16 protein-coding genes are annotated in these 25,690 nt (G+C 62.4%); 11 read left to right on the forward strand and 5 right to left on the reverse strand.

The features are described 5' to 3' along the window. Window positions 1-12: 12 nt before the first annotated feature. The 11 genes from EFB14_RS16680 (at window position 13) to EFB14_RS16730 (ending at window position 19,906) form a co-directional block, all read left to right on the forward strand. The gene (locus tag EFB14_RS16680) at window positions 13-3,339 is read left to right on the forward strand and encodes a transglutaminase family protein (protein WP_126827195.1); all 3,327 of its coding nucleotides are present in this window, start codon (window positions 13-15) and stop codon (window positions 3,337-3,339) included. Window positions 3,340-3,377: 38 nt separating this feature from the next. Beyond that, window positions 3,378-5,798, forward strand: a complete 2,421-nt coding sequence (locus tag EFB14_RS16685) for a circularly permuted type 2 ATP-grasp protein (protein WP_126827197.1) — start codon at window positions 3,378-3,380, stop codon at window positions 5,796-5,798. A 5-nt stretch (window positions 5,799-5,803) separates the two neighbouring features. Next, window positions 5,804-6,682, forward strand: coding sequence for a transglutaminase family protein (locus EFB14_RS16690; protein WP_126827199.1), 879 nt, complete (start codon window positions 5,804-5,806; stop codon window positions 6,680-6,682). Window positions 6,683-6,795: 113 nt separating this feature from the next. Further along, complete coding sequence (locus tag EFB14_RS16695; protein WP_126827201.1) at window positions 6,796-8,025, forward strand: TadE/TadG family type IV pilus assembly protein; 1,230 nt, start codon at window positions 6,796-6,798, stop codon at window positions 8,023-8,025. A gap of 277 nt (window positions 8,026-8,302) precedes the next feature. Further along, entirely contained in the window at window positions 8,303-10,765 is a 2,463-nt protein-coding gene (locus EFB14_RS16700) for a glycogen/starch/alpha-glucan phosphorylase (RefSeq protein ID WP_126827203.1), read from the forward strand. Beyond that, window positions 10,762-12,969: a 1,4-alpha-glucan branching protein GlgB gene (glgB, locus tag EFB14_RS16705; protein WP_126827205.1), complete on the forward strand. Its 2,208-nt coding sequence runs from the start codon at window positions 10,762-10,764 to the stop codon at window positions 12,967-12,969. Before EFB14_RS16700 ends, glgB begins: the two co-directional genes overlap by 4 nt. Window positions 12,970-12,987: 18 nt before the next feature. Beyond that, window positions 12,988-14,250: a glucose-1-phosphate adenylyltransferase gene (gene glgC / locus EFB14_RS16710; RefSeq protein WP_126827207.1), complete on the forward strand. Its 1,263-nt coding sequence runs from the start codon at window positions 12,988-12,990 to the stop codon at window positions 14,248-14,250. Between the two features lie 3 nt (window positions 14,251-14,253). After that, window positions 14,254-15,696, forward strand: a complete 1,443-nt coding sequence (gene glgA / locus EFB14_RS16715; RefSeq protein WP_126827209.1) for a glycogen synthase GlgA — start codon at window positions 14,254-14,256, stop codon at window positions 15,694-15,696. A gap of 6 nt (window positions 15,697-15,702) precedes the next feature. After that, the gene (locus tag EFB14_RS16720; RefSeq protein ID WP_126827211.1) at window positions 15,703-17,334 is read left to right on the forward strand and encodes an alpha-D-glucose phosphate-specific phosphoglucomutase; all 1,632 of its coding nucleotides are present in this window, start codon (window positions 15,703-15,705) and stop codon (window positions 17,332-17,334) included. Between the two features lie 12 nt (window positions 17,335-17,346). Beyond that, window positions 17,347-19,326, forward strand: a complete 1,980-nt coding sequence (gene glgX, locus EFB14_RS16725; RefSeq protein ID WP_126827213.1) for a glycogen debranching protein GlgX — start codon at window positions 17,347-17,349, stop codon at window positions 19,324-19,326. Between the two features lie 91 nt (window positions 19,327-19,417). Next, entirely contained in the window at window positions 19,418-19,906 is a 489-nt protein-coding gene (locus EFB14_RS16730; RefSeq protein WP_125848609.1) for a MaoC family dehydratase, read from the forward strand. 17 nt (window positions 19,907-19,923) lie between these two features. Here the strand turns inward: EFB14_RS16730 and EFB14_RS16735 are convergent, their stop codons facing one another. From EFB14_RS16735 to EFB14_RS16755, 5 genes are all read right to left on the reverse strand, one after another. Beyond that, a complete protein-coding gene (locus EFB14_RS16735) occupies window positions 19,924-20,322 on the reverse strand; it encodes a VOC family protein (RefSeq protein WP_126827215.1) in 399 nt (132 codons plus the stop codon). A gap of 48 nt (window positions 20,323-20,370) precedes the next feature. After that, window positions 20,371-20,919, reverse strand: a complete 549-nt coding sequence (soxG, locus tag EFB14_RS16740) for a sarcosine oxidase subunit gamma family protein (protein ID WP_126827217.1) — start codon at window positions 20,917-20,919, stop codon at window positions 20,371-20,373. After that, a complete protein-coding gene (locus tag EFB14_RS16745) occupies window positions 20,912-23,905 on the reverse strand; it encodes a sarcosine oxidase subunit alpha (RefSeq protein ID WP_126827219.1) in 2,994 nt (997 codons plus the stop codon). The genes soxG and EFB14_RS16745 overlap by 8 nt, the downstream gene beginning before the upstream one ends. Then, window positions 23,902-24,243 carry a sarcosine oxidase subunit delta gene (locus EFB14_RS16750; protein WP_126827221.1) on the reverse strand — a complete coding sequence of 114 codons (342 nt, stop codon included), beginning with the start codon at window positions 24,241-24,243 and terminating at the stop codon, window positions 23,902-23,904. Before EFB14_RS16750 ends, EFB14_RS16745 begins: the two co-directional genes overlap by 4 nt. 109 nt (window positions 24,244-24,352) lie before the next feature. Next, window positions 24,353-25,606 (reverse strand): sarcosine oxidase subunit beta family protein, encoded by a 1,254-nt coding sequence (locus tag EFB14_RS16755; RefSeq protein WP_126827223.1) that lies wholly within the window; start codon window positions 25,604-25,606, stop codon window positions 24,353-24,355. Between the last annotated feature and the right edge of the window lie 84 nt (window positions 25,607-25,690).

Consider the following 25,690-nt stretch of genomic DNA (forward strand, 5'->3'; position numbering starts at 1 on the left):
AAAAAGAGAAATATGTCGATCAAAGCCAGCATCTATCACCTGACGCACTATACCTACGACAAACCGGTCCGCCTCGGCCCACAGATCATCCGGTTGAAACCGGCCTCGCATTCGAAGACACGGGTGCTCAGCCACTCGCTGAAGGTCACGCCCTCCAATCACTTCGTCAATCTGCAGCAGGATCCCTACGGCAACTACCTTGCCCGCTACGTCTTCCCGGACCCGGTGACGGAGTTCAAGATCGAGGTCGACCTCGTCGCCGATATGACGGTCTACAATCCCTTCGACTTCTTCGTCGAAGAGGAAGCGACCAAATGGCCCTTCGACTATCCTGAAACGATCCGCGAGGATCTGTCGATCTATATGACACCGGAGCCGGCCGGCCCGCGCCTCAAGGCGCTGCTGCCGACGCTCGACTGGTCGCCGGGCCAGCCGACGGTCGATATGATCGTCGGTTTGAATGCCCGCCTGCAGCGGCAGATCGGCTATGTCATCCGCATGGAAGCCGGCGTCCAGACGCCGGAAGAGACGCTGGAAACCGCCAAGGGCTCCTGCCGCGATACCAGCTGGCTGCTCGTCCAGATCCTGCGCCATCTCGGCCTTGCCGCCCGCTTCGTCTCCGGCTACCTGATCCAGCTGACGCCCGATCTGAAAGCACTCGATGGCCCTTCCGGCACCGAAGTCGATTTCACCGACCTGCATGCCTGGGCGGAGGTCTATCTGCCCGGCGCCGGCTGGGTTGGCCTCGATCCGACCTCGGGTCTCTTGACCGGCGAAAGCCATATCCCGCTTGCCGCCACGCCGCATTACCGCAACGCCGCCCCGATTTCCGGCGGTTATTTCGGCGAGGCCGAAACCGAATTCGCCTTCGACATGAAGGTCTCGCGCGTCGCCGAACACCCGCGCATCACCAAGCCCTTCTCCGATGAGAGCTGGGACGAGCTCAACGAACTCGGCGAGAAGGTCGACCGCGTCCTCGAAGCCGAGAACGTGCATCTGACGATGGGCGGCGAACCGACCTTCGTTTCGATCGACGATTTCCAGTCGGAAGAGTGGAACACCGCCGCTGTCGGCCCGACCAAGCGCGAAAAGGCCGACAGCCTGATCCGCAGGCTGCAGGAACGCTTCGCCCCCGGTGGCTTCCTGCATTACGGCCAGGGCAAATGGTATCCGGGCGAAAGCCTGCCGCGCTGGACCTTTTCGCTCTACTGGCGCCGCGACGGAAAGCCGGTCTGGCAGAACCTCGATCTGGTCGCCGCCGAAGGCAGGGATACCGGTGTTGCGGCCGAGGATGCCGAGAAGCTCTTGACGGCGATCGCCAGGGAATTGGCGATCAAGCCCGACATGGTGCAGCCGGCCTATGAGGATACTGCCGACTGGATCATCAAGGAAGGCAGTCTCCCTGAAAACGTCGATCCGTCGAATTCGAAATTGAAAGACCCCGAGGAGCGCAACCGTATCGCCCGCGTCTTTGCCCGCGGCCTCACCATCCCCACAGGTTACCTCCTTCCCGTCCAGGCATGGAACGCCAAGGCAGCTGAAGCCCGAGTCTGGATCAGCGAGAAATGGCGCACCCGCCGCGGCAAGATCTTCCTTGTCCCCGGCGACAGCCCCATCGGTTATCGCCTGCCGCTCGGCACATTGCCCTATGTTCCGCCGGCTCGTTATCCCTATATCCACCCGGCCGATCCGACCATTCCGCGCCAACCGCTGCCTGACGTTTTCGTGCCGGCCGGCCGCGCCATGCCGGAAGCCTCCTTCCATGCCGACGAGAGCAATCGCGGACGGATTGAACAGACGCTCGGCGAAATCGGCGGGGCCGTGCGCACCGCCATGTCCGTCGAGCCGCGCGACGGCAGGCTCTGCGTCTTCATGCCGCCGGTCGAACGCATCGAGGATTATCTCGAGCTGATCGCCGCGGCCGAAAACGCCGCCACCGAACTCAAGCTTCCCGTCCACATCGAAGGTTATCCGCCGCCGCAGGACGAGCGCATCAACGTCATTCGCGTCGCCCCGGATCCCGGCGTCATCGAGGTCAATATCCATCCGGCCTCGAACTGGAAGGAATGCGTCGATATCACCACGGCGATCTACGAAGAGGCGCGCGCCACCCGCCTCGGCGCCGACAAGTTTATGATCGACGGCCGCCACACCGGCACCGGCGGCGGCAACCATGTCGTCGTGGGCAGCGCCAACCCGAACAACAGCCCCTTCCTGCGCCGTCCCGATCTCTTGAAGAGCGTCGTCCTCCACTGGCAGCGCCACCCGTCGCTCTCCTACCTCTTCTCCGGCATGTTCATCGGTCCGACCAGCCAGGCGCCGCGCATCGACGAGGCCCGCCACGACAGCCTCTACGAGCTGGAGATCGCCATGGCGCAGGTCGGAGCACCTGGCCGCGGGCAGCAGCCTTTGCCCTGGCTCGTCGACCGCCTGTTCCGCAATCTTCTGACCGACGTCACCGGCAATACCCACCGCGCCGAGATCTGCATCGACAAGCTGTTTTCGCCCGACGGCCCCACAGGACGCCTCGGCCTCATCGAGTTCCGCGGTTTCGAGATGCCGCCGAACGCGCGCATGTCGCTTGCCCAGCAATTGCTGGTTCGCGCGCTCATCGCCCGTTTCTGGGTCAACCCTGTCGACGGCACGTTCGTCCGCTGGGGCACCACCCTGCACGACCGTTTCATGCTGCCGCATTTCGTCTGGGTCGATTTCCTCGACGTGCTCGCCGATCTCCGCGAAAACGGTTTCGACCTCAGCCCGGAATGGTTCAAGGCTCAGCTCGAATTCCGCTTCCCCTTCTGCGGCGAGGTCGAATACGAAGGCTCGAAACTGGAACTGCGCCAGGCGCTGGAGCCCTGGCATGTCATGGGCGAGGAAGGCGCGCCGGGCGGCACCGTCCGCTATGTCGACAGCTCCGTCGAGCGCCTTCAGGTACGGCTCGAAACCAGCAATACCGCGCGCTACACCGTCACCTGCAACGGCCGCACCCTGCCGCTGACGCCCACCGGCACGTCGGGCGTCTCGGTCGCCGGTGTCCGTTACAAAGCTTGGCAGCCGGCCTCCGGCCTTCATCCGGTGCTTCCGATCAACACGCCTTTGACTTTTGACATTTATGATACATGGTCGAAGCGTTCGATCGGCGGCTGCATCTATCATGTTGCCCATCCGGGCGGCCGGACTTATGACACCTTCCCGGTCAACGGCAACGAGGCGGAAGCAAGGCGGCTTGCCAGGTTCGAGCCGTGGGGACATACGGCAGGCGGATATATCCCGCGCGCCGAGGCGGTTTCGCCGGAATTCCCGCTGACGTTGGATCTGAGGCGGCCCGCCGGAATTTGAGGCCGGGGGCAAAGGCCGAAGGTTGAGGTTGGGTTTAGATGGGCAGTAAGAGACCGGCAGTGGAGCGCAAAGAGGAGGCTGAGCGCAGCATCGGCAAGGATGCGGCCTTCGACTATGCGCCGCTCGCCGGCTCGGCCGACGAAATGGTCGACAACAAAGGCGCGGTCCGCCCCGTCTGGCAGCGTTTCCTCTCCCATCTCGGCGCAATGCCGGAGAAGGATCTCGCCGAGCGTTTCGCCCGCGCCGACCGTTATCTCAGGGATGCCGGCGTCTTCTATCGCGCCTATGGCAGCAAGGGCACCGGCGAACGCGCCTGGCCGCTTTCGCATATTCCCGTGCTGATCGACGAGCGCGAATGGCAGGCGCTGTCGGCGGGCCTCGTCCAGCGCGCCGACCTCCTGGAAGCAATCGTCGCCGATATTTACGGCGAGAACCGGCTGGTCCAGGAAGGACTCCTGCCGCCGGCGCTGATCGCCGCCAATCCCGAATTCCAGCGCCCGCTTGCAGGCATCCGGCCGGCATCCGGCCACTATCTGCATTTCTGCGCCTTCGAAATCGGCCGCGGCCCCGACGGCAACTGGTGGGTGCTGGCCGACCGGACGCAGGCCCCGTCCGGCGCCGGTTTCGCGCTGGAAAATCGCGTCGCGACGACCCGCGCCTTTTCCGATATCTATGCCGAAACCCCGGTCCACCGTCTTGCCTCCTTCTTCGGCGCTTTCCGCGACGCGCTGCAGGGCATGAAACATTCGGGCGACGACCGCATCGCCGTGTTGACGCCCGGCCCCGCCAACGAAACCTATTACGAACACGCCTACATCGCCCGCTATCTCGGCTTCATGCTGCTCGAGGGCGAGGATCTCACCGTCGTCAAGGGCCGCATCATGGTGCGCACGGTCGCCGGCCTCAAGCCGATCGGTGTGCTCTGGCGCCGTCTCGATTCGGCTTTCGCCGATCCGCTGGAACTGAACCAGAATTCGCATATCGGCACGCCAGGCCTGGTCGAAGCGCTGCGCGCCGAAAGCGTCACCATCGTCAACGCGCTTGGCACCGGCATTCTCGAAACCCGGGCGCTTCTCGCCTTCATGCCGACCATCTGTCGGCATCTCCTGGGGACGGATTTGCAGCTGCCGTCGATTGCCACATGGTGGTGCGGCCAGCAGGATGAGCGCGAGCACGTCGCCGAGAACATCGAGAAGATGGTGATCGGCCCGGCCTATTCCCGCGCCCCCTTCTTCGACGACAACGGCGAATCCGTGCTCGGCTCGTCGTTGCGTGCGACTGCCAAGGATTCGATTACCGACTGGCTGAGTTCTGACGGCCCGAAACTCGTCGGCCAGGAGGTCGTCACGCTCTCGACGACGCCGGCCTGGGTCGACGGCAAGCTCGTGCCGCGGCCGATGTCGCTGCGCGTTTTCGCCGCTCGCACGGCAAACGGCTGGCAGATCATGCCCGGCGGTTTCGCCCGTATTGGCTCCGGCGCCGACGTTGCGGCAATCGCCATGCAATCGGGCGGAGCGGCCGCCGACGTCTGGATCGTCAGCGACAAGCCGGTCGAGCGCCACACGCTGCTGCCGGCCGAAGGCAGCTTCACCCGCAACATGCCGGGCAGCCTGCCGAGCCGGGCCGCCGACAATCTGTTCTGGCTCGGCCGCTACATCGAGCGCGCAGAAGGGGCGCTGCGCATCCTGCGTGCCTGGCATGCGCGGTTTGCCGAAGCCGCCGATCCGAGCCAACCGCTGCTTGCCGACGTCTCCGCCTATCTCGCGGCCGTCGATATCGACACCGCCGAGCCCGTGCCGGAAACGCTGCTGCGCAATATCGACAGCGCCGTTTATTCGGCCAGCAACATCCGCGACCGTTTCTCGCCCGACGGCTGGCTGGCGCTCAACGATCTCGCCAAGACCGCCCACCGCTTCCACGTCACCGTCTCCGCCGGCGATGACGCCAGCCATGCGATGACCATCCTTCTGCGTAAGCTCGCGGGCTTCGCCGGTCTCGTGCATGAGAACATGTACCGCTTCACCGGCTGGCGCTTCCTCTCGCTCGGCCGCTATATCGAGCGCGGCCTGCACATGACGCGCCTGCTCGGCCACATGTCCGGTCCGGAAGCGCCCGACGGCGCGCTCGACATGCTGCTCGAGATCGGCGACAGCGTTATGACCCACCGCCGCCGCTACAACGTCAACACGGCGCGGCTGACGGTCACCGACCTGCTGGCGCTCGACCCCCTCAACCCGCGCTCGGTCCTCTTCCAGGTCAACGAGATCCACCACGAGGTCGAGCAACTGCCGAACGCCCTGATCAACGGCCAAATGTCGCCCTTCTACCGTGAGGCGATGCGGCTTCATTCCGGCCTGGCGGTGATGACGCCTGAAGGCATGGGGGTCGAGGTCTATCAGCGGCTGGAACGCGAATTGGAGCAGCTTTCCGATCTGCTCGCCCAGACCTATCTCGGGTGATGGCGATGCTCTACGATCTCACTCTCCGCATGGGTTACAGCTACGACGTGCCGGCCTCCGGCGCCCGTCACATCATGCGCCTGATGCCGCTGTCGCTGGCGAACCGCCAGCGCTTGGTCGCCGGGTCGATCACCATCTCGCCGACGCCGGACGAACAATCGCATTTCGTCGATTTCTTCGATCATCCCGCCACCTCCTTCATGCTGCGGGCACCACACGAGGCGCTTGATATTCGCATGCAAGCCCGCGTGCAGGTGGAAAGCCAGCCGATCGCTGCCGATTTCTCGCCACTGCTTGCCGACCTGCCGGAGGAGATATCGGGAATCTGGTCGCTGGCACCGGATTCGCCGCACCACTTCCTCGGCGACAGCCCGCGCCTGACGCAAGCGCGCGAAATCTCCGACTATGCGCGAAGCTGCGCCAGGCCGGAGCTGACGGCGATGCAGATCGCCCATGCGCTTTGTGCTCGCGTCAACAAGGATTTCACCTACGATCCCGAGGCGACGACCGTCGACACGACGCCGCTTGAGGCTTTCAGGCTAAAGCGCGGCGTCTGCCAGGACTTCACCCACATCATGATCGTAGCGCTTCGAAGCCTCGGCATTCCGGCAGGCTACGTCTCCGGTTTCCTGCGCACCATCCCGCCGCCCGGCAAGGAACGGCTGGAAGGGGCGGACGCCATGCATGCCTGGGTGCGGATCTGGTGCGGCGAAACGATCGGCTGGATCGAACTCGACCCGACCAACAACATCCCGGCCGGCATGGACCACATCGTCGTCGCCTACGGCCGGGACTATTCCGACGTCGTCCCCGTCATCGGCGTGTTGAAAAGCTATGGCGGCCAGCGCGCCGTGCAGTCAGTCGACGTGATCCCGCTGAAATAATCCCAAAACTGGAAAAAATCGCCGATTCGTTAAGATTGTCTTGACGCCGTAAGGACGGCGTAAACAACCAGCGTGCCTAATGTCACCCACAGGGTCTATTTCGGGTGAACATGATGAGCACCTCCTTGCATCCCTGCCTGCGTCGCATGTTCAGCGACCGTGGCGGCAATTTTGGCCTCATGACGGCGATCATGATGCCCGTTCTTCTCGGCGTCGCCGGTATGGCGATTCAGGTTGGCGATATGCTGCTCGCCAAACAGCAGCTCCAGGAAGCGGCCGATTCGGCCGCGCTCGCGACCGCTACCGCACTGGCGAACGGCACGATCCAAACCTCGCAGGCCGAAGCCTTCGCGCGGAATTTCGTTGCCGGGCAGATGGCGAACTACCTGCAGAGCGGTATCGACATCAAGAGCGCGACCGGCGTCAATGTGCAGACGACTACGTCGGGCAAGTCGACATCCTACCAGATAACGGTCTCACCGAGTTACGACCTCACGGTCAACCCGCTTATGCAGGCGGTGGGCTTCAGGACGCAGCATCTTTCGACGTCGGGCACGACGACCAGCGGCCATTCGCAAAGCCAGGGCTCGATCTCCATGTTCCTCGCGCTCGATAAATCAGGATCGATGGGAGACGCTACCGCGACCGTCAATGAGGACGATCCGACGGAATCATACACCTATGACTGCAACGGCCACTACAACAAGAAGGACAAGTGGGTTTACGACACCTGCACCGGCAGCCGCACGAAATACTATACGAAAATAGAGGCGCTGAAGATCGCCGCCGGCAATCTCTTCGGCCAACTCAACAGCGCCGATCCCAATGCGGAATATGTGCGCACCGGCGCAGTATCCTACGATATCGTTCAATACTCACCCAGCAGTCTTGCCTGGGGGACTGCTGGTGTCTCGAGCTATGTCAACGCGCTACAGGCCAATGGAGGCACGAATTCGAGCGGCGCAATGAGCACGGCCTACTCGTCACTGACTGCCAAGAACGCTGCTGGGAATGACGCCGAGGACGCCGCCCACAAGCAGAAAACCGGACAGGTGCCCAAAAAGTACATCGTCTTCATGACGGACGGCGACAATAACGACGATAGCCGTGGCGGCCGTTCATACGACACCTTGACGAAATCGACATGTGATACCGCGAAGTCCAAGGGCATCGAAATCTATACGATCGCTTTCATGGCGCCCGAGGGCGGACAGGCGCTGCTGCATTATTGTGCCTCCGATGACGCCCATTATTTCCAGGCGGAAAAAATGGAAGACCTGCTTGCCGCGTTCAAGGCGATTGGAGCAAAAGCCTCTGCGCAGGTGACGCGCCTGACGAACTGACGATACATCAGGCGAAAAAGCCGAACTAAAAAGCCGCGCCGGAACAAACCGGCGCGGCTTTTCGTTATCGCTATTCCACGCATCAGATCGGGAAAACCGATTGAAATCAAGCCCATCGCACGACGTGAATATGAAGGTTTCGCAAATTTTTCGTTTGTCCAAATCCCTTGTTGCAAGTGCTTAGTAACGATGCATAAACTGTCGTTGGCGCAAACGACAAATTGATTGAATCAGGCATAACATCCTGAAACCAAATTAAAATTGGCGAGATCTGACGATGAACAATGTTTCCAAGCCGGTTATCCCCTCCCCAGCCCCCCGCAGCTCAAAGCCGGAAATTCTCGCCGAAGAAATTATCGAACGTCTGACCTACCGCATCGGCAAGGATGCCAAGGTGGCAAAGCCGCATGACTGGCTGACCGCGACGATCCTGGTGGTGCGCGACCGCATCATCGACAAGTGGATGGCTTCCACCCGCGAGGTTTATGCTACCGGCGCCAAGCGCGTCTATTATCTATCCCTCGAATTCCTGATCGGCCGCCTGATGCGCGACGCCGTCTCGAACCTCGGCCTGATGGAGGAGGTGCGCGATGCGCTCGCTTCGCTCGGCGTCGATGTCAACGTCATCGCCGGTCTTGAGCCGGATGCCGCACTCGGCAACGGCGGCCTCGGCCGTCTGGCCGCCTGTTTCATGGAAAGCATGGCAACTGTGAACGTGCCCGCCTATGGCTACGGCATCCGCTATGTCCACGGCCTCTTCCGCCAGCAGATGGCCGACGGCTGGCAGGTAGAACTGCCGGAAAACTGGCTCGCTCACGGCAATCCCTGGGAATTCGAGCGCCGCGAGAGTTCCTACGAAATCGGCTTCGGCGGCGCGGTCGAATTCATCACCACCCATGACGACCAGCCGCGCTATGTCTGGAAACCGGCCGAGCGCGTCATTGCCGCCGCCTTCGACACGCCGGCGGTCGGCTGGCGCGGCAAGCGCGTCAACACGCTGCGCCTTTGGTCGGCGCAGCCGATCGACCCGATCCTGCTCGACGCCTTCAACGCCGGCGACCACATCGGGGCGCTACGCGAAAGCAACAAGGCCGAAAGCCTGACCCGCGTCCTCTACCCGGCCGACGCCACGCCCGCCGGCCAGGAGCTGCGCCTGCGGCAGGAATTCTTCTTCTCGTCCGCCTCGCTACAGGACATCCTGCGCCGCCACCTGCAGCAATATGACGATTTCACTTCGCTGCCGGACAAGGTGGCGATCCAGCTGAACGACACCCATCCCGCCGTCTCGGTGGCCGAACTCGTGCGCCTCCTCTGCGACGTGCACGGCATGGATTTCGAGCAGGCCTGGGATATCACCCGCCGCACCTTCTCCTACACCAATCACACGCTTCTGCCCGAAGCGCTGGAAAGCTGGCCGGTGCCGCTGTTCGAGCGACTGCTGCCACGCCACATGCAGATCGTCTATGCGATCAACGCCAAGATCCTGCTCGACGCCCGCAAGGGCAAGAACTTCTCCGATGGGGAAATCCGCTCGATCTCACTGATCGAGGAGAGTGGTGACCGCCGCGTGCGCATGGGCAATCTCGCTTTCGTCGGCTCGCATTCGATCAACGGCGTCTCGGCCCTGCACACCGACCTGATGAAGGTGACTGTCTTCGCCGACCTGCACAAGCTCTATCCCGATCGGATCAACAACAAGACCAATGGCATCACGCCGCGCCGCTGGCTGCAGCAGTGCAATCCTGGCCTCACCGGATTGATCCGCGAGGCGATCGGCGACGAATTCCTCGATGATGCCGAAAAGCTGCGCGCTCTCGACGTGCATTCATCCGATCCGGCTTTCCAGCAGAAATTCGCGGCGGTAAAGCGCGCCAACAAGGTGGCGCTTTCCAACCTCGTCGCCAGCCGCATGGGCGTGAAGCTTGATCCGTCGGCAATGTTCGACATCCAGATCAAGCGCATCCATGAATACAAGCGCCAGCTGCTGAACATCATCGAGGCCGTCGCCCTCTACGATCAGATCCGCTCGCATCCCGAACTCGACTGGGTGCCGCGCGTGAAACTCTTCGCCGGCAAGGCGGCGCCGAGTTATTACAACGCCAAGCTCATCATCAAGCTGATCAATGACGTCGCTCGTACGATCAACAACGATCCGTCGGTACGCGGCCTGCTGAAGGTCGTCTTCGTACCGAACTACAATGTGTCGCTTGCCGAAGTCATGGTTCCGGCCGCCGATCTCTCCGAGCAGATCTCGACCGCAGGCATGGAAGCATCCGGCACCGGCAACATGAAGTTCGGCCTCAACGGCGCGCTGACGATCGGCACACTCGACGGCGCCAATGTCGAGATGCGCGACAATGTCGGCGCAGACAACATCGTCATCTTTGGCCTTACGGCCGATGAAGTGTCGAAGGTCCGCAGTGATGGCCACAATCCCCGCGCCATCATCGAGGGCTCGCGCGAACTCGCGCAGGCGCTTTCCGCCATCGGTTCCGGCGTCTTCTCGCCGGATGACCGCAACCGATACACCGCACTAATCGACGGCATCTATTCGCACGATTGGTTCATGGTCGCCGCCGATTTCGACGCCTATGCCCAGGCCCAGCGCGAAGTCGACCAGATCTGGACCAACCAGTCCGCCTGGTACACCAAGACGATCAACAATACGGCGCGGATGGGCTGGTTCTCTTCCGACCGTACGATCAGGCAATATGCAGACGAAATCTGGAGAGCCGGATGAAAACGCCGAAAGCAGTCCCTGAAGTAAAGCTTTCCTGGGAAATTTCGGCAGATGAAATCAAGGCGATCCTTGCCGGCTCGCATTCCAATCCCTTTGCCGTCCTAGGCGTGCACCCGGCCGGCGACGCTTTCGTCGCCCGGTGCTTCATTCCGGGCGCGGAGGAAGTGACCGCCATGACGCTCGACGGCGGCGTCATCGGCGAACTGAAACAGCTCCATGCCGACGGCTTCTTCGCCGGCCCGGTTACGCTCACCAAGCTGCAGCCGGTGCGTTACCGCGCCCGGCGCGGCGATGCCGAATGGGCCGTAACCGACCCCTACAGCTTCGGTCCGGTGCTCGGGCCGATGGACGATTATTTCGCCCGCGAAGGCTCGCATCTGCGCCTGTTCGACAAGATGGGCGCCCATCTCATCAAACATGACGGCGCCCAGGGCATCCACTTCGCCGTTTGGGCGCCGAATGCGCAGCGCGTCTCCGTCGTCGGCGATTTCAACAATTGGGATGGTCGCCGCCATGTCATGCGCTTTCGCGCCGACAGCGGCATCTGGGAAATCTTTGCCCCCGACGTCCCGCTCGGCGTTGCCTACAAGTTCGAGATCCGCGGCCAGGACGGAGTATTGCTGCCGCTGAAAGCCGACCCCTTCGCCCGCCGCAGTGAGCTCAGGCCGAAGACCGCCTCCATCGCCGCCGCCGAGCTGGAGCAGGTCTGGGAGGACGAAGCACATCTGAAGCACTGGCGCGAGACCGACAAGCGCCGCCAGCCGATCTCGATCTACGAAGTACACGCCGCCTCCTGGCAGCGTCGGCTGGACGGCACCATGCCCTCCTGGGACGAACTCGCCTCCAGCCTCATCCCCTACTGCGTCGACATGGGCTTCACCCATATCGAATTCCTGCCGATCACCGAGCATCCCTACGACCCTTCCTGGGGCTATCAGACGACAGGCCTTTACGCGCCGACGGCCCGCTTCGGCGAGCCGGAGGGTTTTGCCCGTTTCGTCAACGGCTGCCATAAGGTCGGCATCGGCGTCATCCTCGACTGGGTGCCCGCGCATTTCCCGACGGACGAGCACGGCCTCGGCTGGTTCGACGGCACGGCGCTCTACGAACACGAAGACCCGCGCAAGGGCTTCCATCCTGACTGGAACACGGCGATCTATAATTTCGGCCGCACCGAGGTCGTCTCCTATCTCGTCAACAATGCCCTCTACTGGGCCGAGAAGTTCCATCTCGACGGCCTGCGCGTCGATGCCGTCGCCTCGATGCTCTACCTCGATTATTCGCGCAAGCACGGCGAATGGATCCCGAACGAATACGGCGGCAACGAGAACCTCGAAGCCGTCCGCTTCCTGCAGGATCTCAATATCCGCATCTACGGCCAGCACCCAAACGTCATGACCATCGCCGAGGAATCGACCTCCTGGCCGAAGGTCTCGCAGCCGGTGCATGAAGGCGGCCTCGGCTTCGGCTTCAAGTGGAACATGGGCTTCATGCACGACACGCTGAGCTACATGAGCCGCGATCCGATACACCGCAGGCACCATCATAACGAACTCACCTTCGGCCTGCTCTACGCCTATTCGGAAAATTTCGTGCTGCCGCTGTCACATGACGAAGTCGTCCACGGAAAAGGCTCCCTCATTGCCAAGATGCCGGGCGACGACTGGCAGAAATTCGCCAATCTGCGCGCCTACTACGCCTATATGTGGGGCTATCCCGGCAAGAAGCTCTTGTTCATGGGCCAGGAATTCGCCCAGTGGAGCGAGTGGAGCGAGGAGAAGTCGCTCGACTGGAACCTGCTTCAGTACCGGATGCACGAGGGCATGCGCCGCCTGGTGCGCGACCTCAACTTCACCTACCGCAGCAAACCGGCGCTGCATGAGCGTGACTGCGAGGGCGACGGTTTCGAATGGCTGGTCGCCGACGACAGCGAGAATTCCGTCTTTGCCTGGCTGCGCAAGGCCCCCGGCCAGAAGCCCGTCGCCGTCATCACCAACTTCACTCCTGTCTATCGCGAGAACTACTCGATCCGCCTGCCGTCTGCAGGCCGCTGGCGGGAGATCCTGAACACCGATGCCGACATCTATGGCGGCAGCGGCAAGGGCAATGGCGGGCGCGTGCAGGCCGTCAATGCCGGCGGCGACATCACCTGCTCGATCACGCTGCCGCCTTTGGCAACAATCATGCTTGAACCTGAAAATTAAGACTGGTGGGAGGAGAAAATGGTAGAAAAGCGTATTCAGCCACTTGCCCGCGATGCAATGGCCTATGTTCTGGCGGGCGGCAGGGGGAGCCGTCTCAAGGAACTCACCGACCGGCGTGCCAAGCCCGCCGTCTATTTCGGCGGCAAGGCCCGCATCATCGATTTCGCTTTGTCGAACGCGTTGAACTCAGGCATCCGCCGCATCGGCGTCGCCACGCAGTACAAGGCGCATTCGCTGATTCGGCACATGCAGCGCGGCTGGAACTTCTTCCGCCCGGAGCGCAATGAGAGCTTCGACATCCTGCCCGCCAGCCAGCGCGTCTCCGAGACGCAATGGTACGAAGGCACCGCCGATGCCGTCTATCAGAACATCGATATTATCGAGGACTACGGCGTCGAATACATGGTCATCCTCGCTGGCGACCATGTCTACAAGATGGACTACGAGTGGATGCTGCAGCAGCACGTCGACTCCGGTGCCGACGTCACCATCGGCTGCCTGGAAGTGCCGCGCATGGAAGCGACCGGCTTCGGCGTCATGCATGTCGACCAAAAGGATAATATCATCGCCTTCGTCGAGAAGCCCGCCGACCCGCCGCCCATTCCCGACAAGCCCGATTTCGCGCTCGCCTCGATGGGCATCTACGTCTTCCACACCAAGTTCCTGCTCGACGCGTTGCGCCGCGACGCCGCCGATCCGAACTCGAGCCGCGACTTCGGCAAGGACATCATCCCCTATATCGTCAAGAACGGTAAGGCGGTCGCCCACCGCTTCGCCAAATCCTGTGTCCGCTCCGATTTCGAACACGAGCCCTATTGGCGCGACGTCGGCACGATCGATGCCTACTGGCAGGCCAATATCGACCTGACCGCGATTGTGCCGGAGCTCGACATCTACGACAAGTCCTGGCCGATCTGGACCTATGCCGAGATCACCCCGCCGGCGAAATTCGTCCATGACGACGAAGACCGCCGCGGCTCGGCCACCTCCTCCGTTGTATCAGGCGACTGCATCATCTCGGGCGCCAGCCTCAACAAGAGCCTGCTCTTCACCGGTGTCAGGGCCAATTCCTTTTCCAAGCTGGAAGGGGCGGTCATCCTACCGAACGTGAAGATCGGACGGCGCGCCCAGCTCAAGAACGTGGTGATCGACCATGGTGTCGTCATTCCGGAAGGCCTTGTCGTCGGCGAGGATCCCGAGCTCGATGCTAAACGCTTTCGTCGGACGGAAAGCGGCATCTGCCTGATCACGCAACCGATGATCGACAAGCTGGATATCTGACTTATGAAAGTTCTTTCGGTTTCGTCCGAAGTCTTCCCTTTGATCAAGACAGGGGGCCTGGCAGATGTGTCCGGCGCCCTACCCATCGCTCTGAATGCTTTCGGGATCGAGACCAAGACCCTTCTGCCCGGCTATCCCGCCGTCATGAAGGTCATTCGCGATCCCGTCGTAAGACTTGAATTTCCCGACCTGCTCGGTGAGCGGGCAACCGTTCTGGAAGTTCAGCACGAGGGCCTGGACCTGCTGGTCCTCGATGCGCCCGCCTATTACGACAGGCCGGGCGGCCCCTATCTCGATCCGCTCGGCAAGGATTTTCCGGACAACTGGCGTCGTTTCGCAGCGCTTTCGCTCGCCGCATCCGAGATCGCCGCCGGCCTGCTGCCCGGCTGGCAGCCGGATCTCGTCCACACTCATGACTGGCAGGCAGCGCTGACGTCGGTCTATATGCGCTACTATCCGACGCCGGAACTGCCGAGCGTGCTGACCATCCACAACATCGCCTTTCAGGGCCAATTCGGCCGCGAAATCTTTCCCGGCCTGCGGCTGCCCGCTCACGCCTTCGCCCTAGACGGCATCGAATACTACGGCACTATCGGCTTCCTCAAGGGCGGCCTGCAGACCGCCCATGCGGTCACGACAGTCAGCCCCTCCTATGCCGATGAAATCCTGACACCTGAATTCGGCATGGGGCTCGAAGGCGTCATCGCCAGCCGCATCGACAATCTCTCCGGTATCGTCAACGGCATCGACACCGATATCTGGAACCCGGCGACCGATCCCGTCGTCCACACCCATTATGGCCCAACGACACTGAAGAACCGCGAAGAGAACCGCCGGTCGATCGCCGAATTCTTCCACCTCGATAATGACGATGCCCCGATCTTCTGCGTCATCAGCCGGCTCACCTGGCAGAAGGGCATGGATCTCGTCGCAAACGTCGCCGACGAGATCGTCGCCATGGGCGGCAAGCTCGTCGTGCTCGGCTCCGGCGAAGCGGCCCTTGAAGGCGCGCTGCTTGCCTCCGCCACCCGTCATCCCGGCCGCATCGGCGTCTCTATCGGCTATAACGAGCCGATGTCGCACTTGATGCAGGCCGGCTGCGACGCGATCATCATTCCCTCGCGCTTCGAACCCTGCGGTCTCACGCAGCTTTACGGCCTGCGCTACGGCTGCGTGCCGATCGTCGCGCGTACCGGCGGGCTCAACGACACCGTCATCGACGCCAATCACGCCGCACTTGCAGCGAAAGTGGCAACGGGCATACAATTTGCGCCCATAACCGAAGCGGGCATGCTACAGGCAATCCGCCGTGCGATGCATCTTTATGCGGACCGAAAACTCTGGACCCAATTGCAAAAGCAAGGCATGAAATCGGATGTCTCCTGGGAGAAGAGCGCCGAACGCTACGCTGCCCTCTATTCAAGCCTCGTCTCGAAAGGCATGTGACCTAAAATGAACAAGTCCGTACCCACCACGCCCTATCTCGATCAGAAACCCGGCACGTCGGGTCTGCGCAAGAAGGTTCCGGTCTTCCAGCAGCCGAACTATGCGGAGAACTTCATCCAGTCGATCTTCGATTCGCTGGAAGGCTATCAGGGCAAGTGCCTCGTCATCGGCGGCGACGGACGTTACTACAATCGCGAAGTCATCCAGAAGGCAGTCAAGATGGCTGCCGCCAACGGCTTCGGCAAGGTGATGGTCGGCAAGGGCGGCATTCTGTCGACGCCGGCCGCATCCCACATCATCCGCAAATACAAGGCCTTCGGCGGCATCATTCTCTCGGCCAGCCACAATCCCGGCGGCCCGACCGAAGATTTCGGCATCAAATACAACATCAACAATGGCGGCCCGGCACCGGAAAAGATCACCGACGCGATCTATGCGCGCTCCAAGACGATCGACAGCTACAAGATCGCCGATTTCGCCGACGTCAATCTCGACCGCATCGGCAAGGACGAGCTTCCCGGTGGCATGATCCTGTCGGTCATCGATCCGGTCGAGGACTATGCCGCGCTGATGGAAGAGCTGTTCGATTTCGGCGCCATCCGCAATCTGATCAGCCTCGGCTTCCGCATCGCCTTCGACGGCATGAGCGCCGTCACTGGGCCTTACGCGAAGGAAATCTTCGAAAATCGCCTCGGCGCTCCCTCGGGATCGGTGCGCAACTTCATGCCTCTGCCGGATTTCGGCGGCCATCATCCCGATCCGAACCCGGTTCACTGCAAGGAACTCTTCGATGAGATGATGGGCGACGACGCGCCCGATTTCGGCGCCGCCTCCGACGGCGACGGCGACCGCAACCTCATCATCGGCCGCGGCATCTTCGTGACGCCCTCCGACAGCCTGGCGATCCTTGCCGCCAATGCCAATCTCGTCCCCGGCTATTCCGGCGGCCTCGCCGGCATCGCCCGCTCGATGCCGACATCGGGTGCGGCCGACCGTGTCGCCGAAAAGCGCGGCATCGGCATGTACGAGACGCCGACTGGCTGGAAATTCTTCGGCAATCTGCTCGACGCCGGCATGGCGACGATCTGCGGCGAGGAGAGCTCCGGCACGGGCTCCAATCACGTGCGCGAAAAGGACGGCCTCTGGGCCGTGCTGCTTTGGCTGAACATCCTTGCCGTGCGCGGCGAGAGCGTCGCCGATATCGTCACCCAGCACTGGCAGACCTATGGCCGCAACTACTATTCGCGCCACGACTACGAAGGTCTCGATACCGATGCAGCGAACGGCCTGATGGACAATCTCCGCAGCCAGCTTTCCACCCTGCCCGGCAGGACCATCGGCAATCTGAAGGTCGAGAAGGCTGACGATTTCGCCTATCACGATCCGGTCGACAAGTCTGTGAGCGAGCATCAGGGCATCCGTGTGCTCTTCGAGGGCGGCTCCCGCGTCGTCTTCCGCCTGTCCGGCACCGGCACGTCTGGCGCAACCTTGCGTGTCTATATCGAGCGCTACGAGCCGGATTCGACTCGTCACAACATCGAAACGCAGGAAGCGCTCGCCGATCTCATCGCGGCCGCCGAAAGCATTGCCAGCATTCGTGAGCGCACGGGACGCGATGAGCCAACCGTGATCACCTGATCCGGGGGGGACATGCGGGGTCACAATTCGGCGCAAGGCGGCGCAATCGTCTTCGAGACCGGCGTCGAATTTGCCGTGTGGTCGCATCACGCCGCACAGATCGAACTCTGCCTCTTCGAGGATGACGGCAACAGGGAATTTGCGCGCCTGCCGATGGCGCGCGACAGCAATCACATCCATCGCCTTTTCGTCGACGGCCTCAGGCAAGGCGCCCGCTACGGCTATCGCGCCGACGGCATCTATGCGCCCGACAACGGCCTCTGGTTCGATCCTTCCAAACTGCTGCTCGACCCTTACGCCAAGGAAATCGACCGGCCGTTCCGCTACGATCCCCGCCTCGGCATCTATGGCGAGGACAGCCGGGATCTGATGCCGAAGGCGATCGTCACCACCGATACCCCAGCCGCAATCAGCAAGCCGCTCTTCAAACCGGGCGGCTTTATCTACGAGGTGGCGGTGCGGCCATTCACCATTCTCCACCCGGATGTTCCGGAAGCCGAGCGCGGCACGGTTGCAGCCCTTGCCCATCCCTCCATCATCGCGCATCTGAAGCGGATCGGTGTCGATGCCGTCGAATTGATGCCGATTACCGCCTGGATCGACGAACGCCACCTGCCGCCGCTCGGCCTGACCAACGGCTGGGGCTACAATCCCGTTGGCCTGATGGCGCTCGACCCACGGCTTGTTCCGGGCGGCATGGCGGAATTGCGGCAGACAGTCGCGGCTCTCCACGCCGAAGGCATCGCGGTCATTCTCGACCTCGTCTTTAATCATACTGGCGAGAGCGACCGCTACGGCGCGACGCTGTCGCTGCGCGGTCTCGATAACCTGCACTATTACCGCCACGCCGAGAACAGTCCCGGCGAACTCGTCAACGACACCGGCACAGGCAATACGATTGCCTGCGATCATCCGGAGGTCCGGCGCCTCGTTATCGACAGCCTGCGCCACTTCGTGCTCAACGCCGGCGTCGACGGTTTTCGCTTCGATCTCGCTCCCGTGCTCGGCCGCACCGCGACGGGCTTCCAGCGCGACGGGGGAACGCTTGCCGCGATCGTGGCGGACGATGTGCTTGCCGATCGGATCATGATCGCCGAACCCTGGGATATCGGTCCCGGCGGTTACCAGCTCGGCAATTTCCCCCCATCCTTCCTCGAATGGAACGACCGGGTTCGTGACGACCTGCGCTGCTATTGGCGCGGCGACCAGTGGAAAACCGGCTCTCTCGCGACGGCGCTTGCCGGTTCCTCCGACATCTTCTCCCGCAACGACGGCAAAGGGACGCGCAGCGTCAATTTCCTCGCCGCCCATGACGGGTTCACGCTGATCGACCTCGTCTCCTACGCCGGAAAGCATAATGACGCCAACGGCGAGCACAATCGCGACGGTCACAACGAGAACCATTCCTGGAACAACGGCGTCGAAGGCGAAACCCTTTATCCCACAATCCGCAAGCGCCGGATAAACGACGTGATGGCGCTGATATCAACGCTCTTTGCCACTCGCGGCAGCATCATGCTGACGGCGGGCGATGAGGGCGGCCGCAGCCAGCGCGGCAATAACAACGCCTATTGCCAGGACAACGAGATCACCTGGCTGGACTGGAAGGCGCTGAACGAGGACCTCGTCGCCCACACCGCCTTCGTGTCGGAACTGCGCCGCCGCTTCACCGTCTTTTCGGAAACAGGCTTCCTCTCTGGAGATGGCGACGTCGAATGGATTTCGCTCTCCGGCGAAACGATGACCGTCGCTGAATGGGAGACGCCGTCGCTCTCGACCCTCGGCATGCTGCTTGCGACCGGCGACCGCTCCTCTCGGGGCAGACAGACCAGGCTTGCAGTGCTCTTCAACCGGTCGGACAGCCGCCAGCTCTTCATGCTTCCCTCGGACGGCGAGGCGGCCTGGCGCCAGCTGGCACCGGAGGGGACGAAAAAAGCCGGTGCCGGCGTTACCGTCGAGCCACGCTCCGTCGCCTTTTTCGTGGAAAAATGACCCCCTTGGTCCGCCTGGGCAAATCCTTGTCGCAATCGTCATAAATGCACGATAAGGCTTTGAAGCGGCGCGCTTATCTCACGAGGAATGCATGGGCACGGAAATTTCACTCTCCGACGTGCGGGGATTGATCGGCATGGAAACGGGCCTTTCGGATTGGATCACCGTCGATCAGACGATGATCGACGCGTTTGCGGGAGCGACCAACGATCACCAGTTCATTCATGTCGATCCGGAGCGCGCGGCAGCCGAGAGCCCCTTCGGCGGCACCATTGCCCATGGCTTCCTGACACTGTCTCTGCTGTCGGCGATGAACTACAACTGCCTGCCGAAAGTGCGCGAGCAGACCATGGGCATCAATTACGGCTTCGATCGCGTCCGCTTCATGACGCCGGTGAAGAGCGGCGCCCGCGTCCGCGGCCGCTTCCTGCTCTCCGAGGCGCGCTTTCGCGGCGGCGGCATGCTGATGACCACCTATGACGTGACCATCGAAATCGAAAACGAGAAGAAGCCGGCGCTGACGGCAAAATGGATCACCATCATCCAGTTCGACCCAAAGGATCGCCCTGAGGACGTCTGAGCGAAACGTCGCTCTTGTTACACTGGCGAATTGATCACCGCTTCGAGGGCATGCCCATCCGGGTCCACGACGAACGCGGCATAGTAGTGTTCGCCGTAATCGGGACGCAGGCCGGGACGGCCATTGTCACGGCCGCCATGCGCGATTGCCGCCGCATGAAACTCATCGACCGCCTGCCGGCCCGGAGCGGCAAAAGCCAGATGAAAACCCGGGCCGGGCGGGCGCTGACCGTCAGGACGATGTTTGATCGCCAGCTTGTCCCCGCCGCCCGGAAGACCGTAGCCGATTGCCTGCCCCGTCTGCCCGGGCCTGATGTCGTCCCAGACCCTGACATACCCGAGCGCGGCAAGGGCGGCATCGTAAAATGCCGCCGACCGTTCGATATCGGCAACGCCGAGAGAGGCATGGTGCAGCATCCGACTATCCCCTGAACAAGCGTCTATGTAGCCAGGCTCGACCTGGGCTCAATGCCCGGCATCTCCCGACGCCTCGGCCAAAAGCCCGAAGACGTAATCGGAAAACGACCGCCAGCACTCCACCCGGAACGTATCTTCTTCCGTGCGGAGAAGCACGATCTCCGCCTTGCCGAAAATGGTGCGCGATGCGGCGCCGACCGGAAAGGAAGACAGCGACAGATCCTGCGGGCAGCCGCCCGCAAGCGTGGTTTCGGCGCCCGGTCCTGAAACGATGACCGCGACATTGCGGTGGGAAACGTCAGTCGCCGAATGCAGCGCACCCGCCCCCGAGAACACCGCCATCAGGTCGGCGCCGGCTTCGTCGATCACCAGCCACTCGTCCGGCCCGAGCCAGAGCGCCGATCGTGCGCCAACTCGGCTGGATGTTTTCGGAGCCGTCGGCACGGTAAGGCCAAGAGCCGAAGACAATGCTGCGAGCGATTGCGCCGGCGCGCGCAGCGCCACGCGGGTCGCAGCCGGCGCGACGGCCAGCCGTACGGTTGCGGAGCCGCCGAGGCGGCCGGCAAGCGCCGGTTTGCGAATTGCGGCATCAGCCATGGATACGGCCTCCTTCCTTGTCAAAGAACACCAGATCCGTCACTTCGACGGCGATCGTCCGATCCGGCATCGGCACATAGAGCGTCTCGCCCGTCCGCGCCCGTCCGCCGGCGACAAGCGCAAAGGCGATCGATCTGCCGCAATTTTCCGACCAATAGGCCGATGTGACGTGACCGAGCATGGTCATCGGCTTCGGCTCGTTCGGATTGGCAACGACCTGCGCGCCCTCCTCGAGCACCAGCTTCGGATCCTTGGTGACGAGACCGACAAGCTGCTTGCGCCCATCCTTGACGAGATCCGTGCGCTTCAGACCGCGAATGCCGACGAAGTCCTTCTTTTTCTTCGAAACCGCCCAGGAAAGTCCGGCGTCATCGGGCGTCACGGTCCCGTCGGTATCCTGCCCGACGATGATGTAACCCTTTTCGGCGCGAAGGACGTGCATCGTCTCAGTGCCGTAGACGCAGGCGCCGAGCGGCTCGGCATTGGCCCAGATCGCTTCGAGCACCGACTGGCCGTAATCGGCCGGCACGTTGATTTCAAAGCCGACTTCGCCGGTAAAGGAGACGCGGAAGAGCCGCGCCGGCACACCGCAGACCTTGCACTCGGCAACGCTCATATGCGGGAAGGCTTCGTTCGAAAGATCGAGCCCTTCGACCAGCGGCGCGACGATGTCGCGCGCCTTCGGTCCCTGCACCGCGATGACGGCCCATTGTTCAGTCACCGAGGTCAGCCACACTTTCATGTGCGGGAATTCGGTCTGTAGATAATCTTCCATATGATGGAGAACGCGCGGCGCGCCGCCGGTCGTCGTCGTCACATGGAAACGATCCTCCGCCAGGCGCCCGACGACGCCGTCGTCGTAAACGAAGCCGTCCTCGCGCGTCATGATGCCGTAGCGTGCCTTGCCGGGCTTCAGCGTATCCCAGGCGTTGGTGTAGATGAGGTTGAGGAATTCCGCCGCATCCGGCCCCACCACCTCGATCTTGCCGAGCGTCGAGGCGTCGAAGATACCTGCCGACTCGCGTGCCGTCCGGCATTCGCGCGCGACCGCCTGATGCATGTCCTCACCGGCCCGCGGATAGAACCAGGCACGCTTCCAGTTGCCGACGTCCTCGAAGACCGCCCCTTGAGCTTCTTCCCAGGCGTGCAGCGGCGTCTTGCGTGTCGGATCGAACAGCTCTCCGCGCGAATGGCCGATCAGCGTGCCGTAGCTGACAGGCGTATAGGGCGCGCGGAAGGTGGTAAGCCCGACCTTCGGGATTTCCTTGCCGAGCATTTCGGCGGCAATTGCCAGGCCATGCATGTTGGAAAGCTTGCCCTGATCGGAAGCCATGCCGTTGGTCGTGAAGCGCTTGATATGCTCGATCGAATGCATGCCCTCGCGCACGGCAAGGCGGATATCCTTGGCGCAGACATCGTGCTGGAAATCGATAAAGGCCTTGGCATTGGTTTTCGGCCCGGCGCCTTCGGCCGCGCCGATCATGCCGCCCGTCCACTCATAGGCCTGCTCGGCCGAAAGCGCGATCTTCTCGCCGCCGCTTTTGCCGGTGGCCTGCGCCATCAGTTCGCCGGCTGCAAGCGATTCCTCGATCGTCCGCTGCAGGTCGTCGGTGCCGTTGCAGGCGCCGACCGACAGGCAGTCCTGTGCGTAAGTGCCGGGCAGGAAGCGTTGGCTTTCGGCATCGAAGGCCACCTTGCCGCGCGACTGCGAGAAGAGATGGACCGATGGCGTCCAGCCGGCCGAAACCAGCAGAGCATCGACCGCGATCTTGCGCTGCGAACCGCCGCCGTTGCGCGCCACCGTCATCGATGAGATGCGCAACCGCCCCGCCGTATTGACGACCGACTGGCCAGTCAGAACATCGATGCCGAGCGCACGCGCCTCTGCCAGCACTGCCGCGCCAGGCGCCTGTCTGCAGTCGACGATGGCAGCGATCGAAACGCCTGCCCGCTTCAGGTCGAAAGCCGCCTCATAGGCCGAATCGTGTGCCGCATAGATGCCGACATTGGCCCCGACGGCGACGCCGTATTGATTGAGATACATCCGTCCCGCCGAGGCCAGCATGATGCCCGGCCGGTCATTGTTCGGAAATACCATGTGCCGCTCGATCGCGCCGGTGGCGAGGATCACCCGCTTGGCCCGGACCTGCCACAGCCGCTCGCGCGGCAGATCGTGGGAAGGCTTGGCGATATGATCGGTGACGCGTTCGCAAAGGCCGACGAAATTATGGTTGTAATAGCCGAAGGCGGTCGTGCGGATCAGCACTTCGACATTGTCCATCGCCTTCAGCCGCACCACCGCCTTCTGCGCCCAGGCATAGCCGTCCTGGCCGTCGATGGTTACGCCGGCATCATAGCGCAACGCTCCACCGGCGTCCGCCTGCTCGTCGCAGAGGATTACCTTTGCGCCGGTTTCGGCGGCGGCCAAAGCAGCCGACAGCCCGGCCACGCCGGCGCCGACCACCAGCACGTCGCAATGGGCATAGCGGCTGGCATAATGGTCGGGATCCTCTTCCGTCGGCGCGACGCCGAGGCCGGCGGCGCGACGGATGAGCGGTTCGTAGACGTGCTTCCAGGCGGCGCGCGGCCACATGAATGTCTTATAGTAGAAGCCGGCCGCGAAGAACGGCGACATCAGATTGTTGACGGCGCCGACGTCATAGGCAAGCGAGGGCCAGCGGTTCTGCGACTGGACGATCATGCCGTCGAAGACTTCCTGTACCGTGGCGCGCACGTTCGGCTGTTTGCGCGCCGTATCGCGGGCGACGTCGATCAGCGCATTCGGTTCCTCGGCCCCTGCCGACAGAATGCCACGGGCCCGGTGATATTTGAACGAACGTCCCACAAGATGAATGCCGTTGGCGATCAGCGCCGAAGCGACAGTATCGCCTTCAAGCGCGATGTAGCTCTTGCCGTCGAAGCTGAAGCGCGCGGTCTTGGCCGGCGTCAGGCGCCCCTTCCCGGCGATACGGTTTGCGCCGCTCATTGCGCCTCTCCTTCCACGGCTTCATATGTCTCGACAGGCTCACGCTGTTCGGCTTCCGCACCGATCCTCGGCCTCGGCTCACCCGCCTTGTAGGTCGTGATGAACTTGTCGCTCACCGTATCGCGCGCCGCGTTGAAGAAGCGCCCGCAGCCGTGAATATGCCGCCAGCGTTCGAAGATCAGCCCTTTCGGGTTGTCGCGCAGAAAGAAATAGGCCTCGAATTCCTCGTCCGAGATCGAAGCGATATCGGCGGGCCGCACGATATGCGCGTCACCGGCGCCGCGGAATTCGAGTTCGGAGCGCTCTTCCTGGCAATAAGGGCAATGGATCAGCAGCATGTGGAAATTCCTTCTCCTCCCCTTCTCCCCAGCGGAGAGAAGGTGCCTGCAAGGCGGATGAGGGGGTGAGCAACGAAAGGAGCAAGCATCTGAGCGGAAGCACTCATCATCAGTGCGCCACCGCCGCTGCAGCCGCCTCGTCGATCAGCCGGCCGCTGCGGAAGCGTTCCAGCGTCAGGCCGGCGTTGAATTTATGCGGCTCGTCGCGAGCGATCAGGTGCGCGAAGAGATTGGCCGAGCCCGGCGTCGCCTTGAAGCCGCCGGTGCCCCAGCCGCAATTGACGTAAAGCCCGGGAACCGGTGTCTTCGACTGGATCGCCGAACGGTCCGGCGTATTGTCGACGATGCCGCCCCATTGCCGCATCATCTTGACGCGCCGGAACATCGGGAAAAGTTCGCAGATGGCATCGAGCGTATGGGTGATGATCTGCAGCCCGCCGGTCTGCGAGTAGGAATTGTACTGGTCGGTACCGGCGCCGATGACGAGCTCTCCCTTGTCGGACTGGGAGATATAGGCATGCACCGTGTTCGACATGACGACGCAGGGGAAGATCGGTTTCAGCGGTTCGGAAACCAGCGCCTGCAGCGGGCTCGATTGCAGCGGTACACGCACATCAGCCATCTTCATGACCGTCGTCGTATGGCCGGCCGCCGACACACCGATCTTTCTGGCGCCGATGAAGCCGCGCGAGGTCTCGACCCCGGTCACCCGTCCATCAGGACCGCGACGGATGCCCGTCACTTCGCAATTCTGGATGATATGGACCCCGCGGTCCGATGCCGCCCGCGCATAACCCCAGGCAACCGCGTCATGACGCGCCGTGCCGCCGCGCCGCTGCAGCGCTGCGCCATTGATCGGGTAGCGCGCGCTGGCCGAGATGTCGAGCGGCGGGCAGTAGGCTTTCGCCTGTTCCGGCGTCAGCCATTCGTTGTCGATGCCATAGAGCCGGTTGGCATGGATATGCCGCTTGAAGGACTGCTGGTCGTGAATATTGTGCGAGAGCATCATCACGCCGCGCGGCGAATACATCACATTGTAGTTGAGCTCCTGAGAAAGCCCTTCCCAGAGCTTCATCGAGTGCTCGTAGATGTGCATGCTCTCTTCGTAGAGATAGTTCGAGCGGATGATCGTGGTGTTGCGCCCGGTATTGCCACCGCCGAGCCAGCCTTTCTCGATCACCGCCACATTGGTGATGCCGTGCTCCTTGGCAAGATAATAGGCGGCTCCGAGACCATGGCCGCCGGCGCCGATGATGACGACGTCGTATTCGGCGCGTGGCTCGGGTGAAGTCCACTGCTTCTCCCAGCCTCTGTGGCCACGCAGGGCCTCCCGCGCCACGGCAAAAACCGAATATTTCCGCATCCGCCTACTTCTCCTTCGGGAAAGGGCTGTTCTCCGCGCCAATACAAATCGCAAATCCAAATGCGGCACAACGGTTCTTTTGCG

Source organism: Rhizobium fabae (assembly GCF_003985135.1).
Lineage (GTDB): Bacteria > Pseudomonadota > Alphaproteobacteria > Rhizobiales > Rhizobiaceae > Rhizobium > Rhizobium pisi.